Here is a 4,642-nt window from a genome sequence, read left to right as displayed (position 1 = left end):
CTTCTGCAGGATTAGCGATCGCTATTTCCATGCAACGGACTGTATCTCTAATATCTAACAAGCCACGAGTTTGTCCACCCTTGCCATACACAGTCAGTGGGTGTCCAATAGCTGCTTGAATACAAAATCTATTGAGAGCTGTACCAAAAACTGCATCATAATCCAGACGGTTAATCAAGAGTTCATCTTTGATTATTTCATCACTTAGGAGGCCAGTTAGTGCAACACCGTATACGATTCCTTGATTGAGGTCTGTGGCACGAAGTCCCCATATTTTACAGGCAAAGTGAATGTTGTGACTATCGTGAACTTTACTTAGATGGTAGAAAGAACCTGGTTGTTTAGGATAAGGAAGAGTATCTTTGCGCCCATTATGTTCAATGGTGATATAGCCCTCTTCAATATCTATATTAGGTGTACCATATTCTCCCATAGTTCCCAGTTTCACCAAGTGACAATCTGGGAAGTCCTCTTTCATTGCATAAAGAATATTTAGCGTCCCCACTACATTATTGACCTGAGTCATAACAGCGTGTTCGCGGTCAATCATAGAAAATGGAGCAGAACGCTGTTCGCCAAAGTGGACTATAGATTCTGGTTCAAACTGACGTAGTGTGTTACTCAGGAAATTATAGTCAGTGATATCTCCTACATATAAGTCAATTTTTTTGCCAGTCAACTCTTTCCAACGTTGAATGCGCTGTTGGATCGGGGCAATAGGTGTCAGAGTTTCGACTTGAAGTTGCATATCCCAGTGTCGCCGAACCATACTGTCTAGGATACCTACTTCATAACCTTGATTGGAAAGATAAAGAGCGGTTGCCCAACCGCAGTAGCCATCGCCACCAATTACCAGGACTTTCATAAACTTACTTTGAATCTTGCTTACTGATATTGGCTTAATGTATCAGGTATTGGAACTTTATGGCATTTCTTGTTTAAATCAAATGCAACTGGGTGAACTGTCCCGGCGCTGACGCAAGCGTACAACATAGGCCACAACCCAGAGACCAGCGTAGTAGTAGATTTCTTACGTCCTCTATTAATACGACTTACAGTCTGGCGATAGGCTTTGTCCCGCGTCCCACAGGTCAAAATTCGTAGTCCCTCCTCTCTGAGGTTAATTGCAGCATTGATATCCCTGTCATGGGTTGTCTGGCAATTTTCACAAGTCCACTGTCTGACATCAAGAGGTAAACTTCCTACTTGGTTTAAGCAAATATGGCCAGTTTTAGAACTGGGGAAAAATCTATCAACCTCTTGATAAACCTTGCCTTCATTTTCTGCCTTATACTTCAGCATAGTCATAAACATTCCCCATCCAACTTGTCCTATTGCCTTGGCTAGACAATGATTTTTCATCATTCTTTTGACATTAAGATTTTCAGTTACTATGACTTGGTTTTCGTCAACTATCCTACGCGATAGCTTGTGTAGAAAATCTTCACGACAGTTAGCAATTTTACGTTGAAGAAGGAGACAGGAGACAGGAGACAGGAGACAGGAGGAAAATTACATGGGGATTCTAACCCCAAGTAATTTTGAACACCGTGTAGACGGTGGGGTATTAAACCCACAAAGAAAATGATAAACTATAGCAACTTTCTTTTTGGCTTTGTTGCAGTTATTAGAACCTTTTTTCTTTCTACATAATTGCTGTTGCTTCCATTTTAAATTGTTTTCATATTTAGTTAAAAACTTAGGATTGTCAAACTTAGAACCATCACTGGTAATACAGAAATGGGTTAAACCAACGTCAATTCCTATTGCTTTACCATCAGTGCGTTCTGCTGGTTTTTCTTGAGAATCCTCAAACAATATAGAAGCAAAATATTGATGGCATTGATTTTTAGATACAGTAACGGTTTTGATTTTACCCTCAACAAGTCTATGGACAATAGCTTTAACTTCTCCTATTTTTGGAAGTTTTAAGCCCTGTTTAAGAATTGTAACATTCTGAGGATATTGAATAGACTGCTTGCCATGTTTTGATTTAAACCTAGGGTATTTAGTTCGTTTCTCAAAGAAGTTGTTAAAAGCAACACCCAGATTTAAACAGACTTGTTGTAAGCACTGAGAATAGGTTAGCTTTAACCATTCATGTTCTTTCTTAAGAGAAGGTATAAGTTTTTTCACCTCATAACCTGATAATCCTTTACCAGTGTTTTTATATGTTTCGTTCATCAAGTTCAGAGAGTAATTCCACAGCCAACGACAATTACCAAAGCTTTGCTCTAGCAACTGCTTTTATTGTGTATTTGGATATAATCTGACTTTGACAACTCGCAACATATTAGAGTGAATTGAATTTCCTATAAACTATAGTCGCGCAAGATTATAGATTTGAGTTACAAATCCATTTGTCAATTTTCGGGGCATTGAACCCCTGAATTGACCCGCCTATCCCATACGACGCTCATCTATCGGTAGAGCGGGGGGGCTTCTCGGCGGAATAGCTAAAAATTCTAATGAATAAGTCTTATTACCCTAATGAACTTTGATTCCCAGTATCTGTGTTAATACTGCTAATTATTTAGAAAAGTTGAAGTAGCAAATTTTCTGATATTTAAGAAGATTTATAAAGTAACTTCGTTGGCAAAGCTAGTCCAACGAATAAATTCAAAAGGCCCAGCAATTGCTCCCCAGATATGCTCATCAGTTTCAGGGTTGCGACCTCGGTCATGGCTAATAAATTTATGTTCATCTATCTCAAAATGGCTATCTAAGTAGGTAGTTTGGCCTTTGCGGACTACAGTACAAGCTTTTCCTGGTTCTACTTCACCTTTAAAGCTATTACCAGTCCATTTTGTAATAAAGTTACAACCAGGTAGTTTCTGTATTTGTTCAGTTTTGAATGCTTGTAAGCGTTGAGGATCGCGAGAAGCTCCGTAAAATGCTTCTTCTTGATCTATGGCGTAGTTTTCAATATCGATATGGTCTGCTGCAGGGACTAATTTTAGTATTCGGACTCGGTAGGGTTGATTAAGGGTAATGTCGTAAGCTTGCTCTAGATAGAGGCTGAGTCCATTTAAGAGTTCATAGGGCAGTGGACGCATACAAACGCGAATGTGGGCAAAGAGGGGAGGGTTTTCAAAGGCTTGTTGTTGGTTACTAAAGTCGGCTGCTAACCAACGTGCCAAGGTAAGAATGTCTGTTGAGTTAGTCATTTTGATTGAGTGTAAATTCAGAATTAGAGTTCAAAAGAAAATCTTAATAGTTTAAGTATTGTGTTATGTATTTTGTCATTAGGGAACTTTAGAAAAAAATCAACGTCCTTAAATTTATTTATTTTTTTTAGTTAGATATTGAAATGTTTCTTGAATCGTTTCTTTTACATAATATTAAAGTGCACAGTATCTCATGGAATTAATATAGGCATTCAGTAAATTATTGAGACTAAAAAAATTATAAGCTGGAATGGTATCTGATGTGTTTGCATTTATAAAACCCTCAAAGATTAATAGCTTTAGAGAAATTTAGTTTGAAAGTTTTTAAATATGGCATCTATTTCAATCAAAGTTAAGTATAAATTGTTTAGGTCTTTGAATTCAAGAAAAATTTAGCTTTGGATAGCATAAATATTTGGCCAGTTAATAAATTTAGAATTACTTAAATGTACCTAGTATGTCTATAGCTATAAATATATAATTATTATTTTCAAAAGTGAAATTCTCACTTATAATTTGGGAGAAATTATTTTATTTATTGAGAAAAATAGCCAATGGACGGTTCTCCTAACTTTTTTCAGGAACCGAGCACACTTTCGGTTCCTCTTCCACTTGGTAATTCGGCTGAGGAAAACTTAGTCTTATTCTTCTCTGAAGATGCTTTGAGCAATGAAGGAGAAATAGCACTACAAGATGTCAGTGTAGAGATCATAACTAACAATGGAATCCCGATATTATTTGACAATGAAATTGCATTTATGCAGCCTAGTCCTGAAACTGTAGCAGGATCAAATTTAAGAAATTTATTTATTCCAGACTTAGATAGTGAAAGTGATGTAGTAACTTCATTTGCAGATAATAATCTGGATGGGTTACAAATTCCATTCCTATTGGATGGGGTGATAGCTAATGAATTACAAATATCAGATATAGAAATAGCTGGCAAAAAATACCTAGAAGTCAAAGCAGTAGGTGAAGATGCTCAGACTTACAGAGTATTAGCACTATTAGAAAAAAATGATTCTTCTATCGCAGCACAACAAATTCAAGCTCCAGATGCACAACAAGTAGTTTCTAATGAAATTGAAACCCTTGTACCTGGACAACCAGTAACTGTAACAGGTGTTGAGTTAGTCCCTGGGCCGTCAATTCCTTCTAATCAGTTTGTAGAAGTTCCTATTCCACTAATACCTGGTGCTCCTGGTCCAGCAGGTCCAGTAGGTCCGGCAGGTGTACCAGGAACTCCAGGATTAGATGGCGCTCCTGGTGCTCCTGGTCCAGCAGGTCCAGTAGGTCCGGCAGGTGTACCAGGAACTCCAGGATTAGATGGCGCTCCTGGTCTCGCAGGTCCAGCAGGTCCAGTAGGTCCGGCAGGTGTACCAGGAACTCCAGGATTAGATGGTGCTCCTGGTGCTCCAGGACTAGATGGTGCTCCTGGTCTCGCAGGTCCGGCAGGTCCAGTAGGTCCGGCAGGT

At 38.5% G+C, this 4,642-nt stretch carries 2 protein-coding genes and 2 pseudogenes; 1 reads left to right on the top strand and 3 read right to left on the bottom strand.

The window, feature by feature from the left end; genetic code table 11:
* The 3 genes and pseudogenes from F6K13_RS19220 to F6K13_RS19210 form a co-directional block, all read right to left on the bottom strand.
* The coding region (locus tag F6K13_RS19220) for an NAD-dependent epimerase/dehydratase family protein (RefSeq protein ID WP_287288046.1) at window positions 1–865 on the bottom strand (865 nt) is incomplete at its 3' end.
* 20 nt (window positions 866–885) lie between these two features.
* Window positions 886–2,241 (bottom strand): annotated as a pseudogene (locus tag F6K13_RS19215) (RNA-guided endonuclease InsQ/TnpB family protein).
* Between the two features lie 335 nt (window positions 2,242–2,576).
* Window positions 2,577–3,167, bottom strand: coding sequence for a chromophore lyase CpcT/CpeT (locus F6K13_RS19210; RefSeq protein ID WP_124147038.1), 591 nt, complete (start codon window positions 3,165–3,167; stop codon window positions 2,577–2,579).
* 554 nt (window positions 3,168–3,721) lie between these two features.
* Between F6K13_RS19210 and F6K13_RS19205 the strand changes: the two are divergent.
* A pseudogene (locus tag F6K13_RS19205) lies at window positions 3,722–4,642 on the top strand (hypothetical protein); the annotation flags it as partial.

Source organism: Okeania sp. SIO2B9 (assembly GCF_010672505.1).
In the GTDB taxonomy this organism is placed as follows: Bacteria; Cyanobacteriota; Cyanobacteriia; order Cyanobacteriales; family Microcoleaceae; genus Okeania; species Okeania hirsuta.
This window is presented reverse-complemented; position numbering and strand designations above follow the sequence as displayed.

Coding starts and splice junctions, on each gene's coding strand:
- F6K13_RS19210 (WP_124147038.1), bottom strand. CDS start 3,167: ATGACTAACTCAACAGACATTCTTACCTTGGCACGTTGGTTAGCAGCC.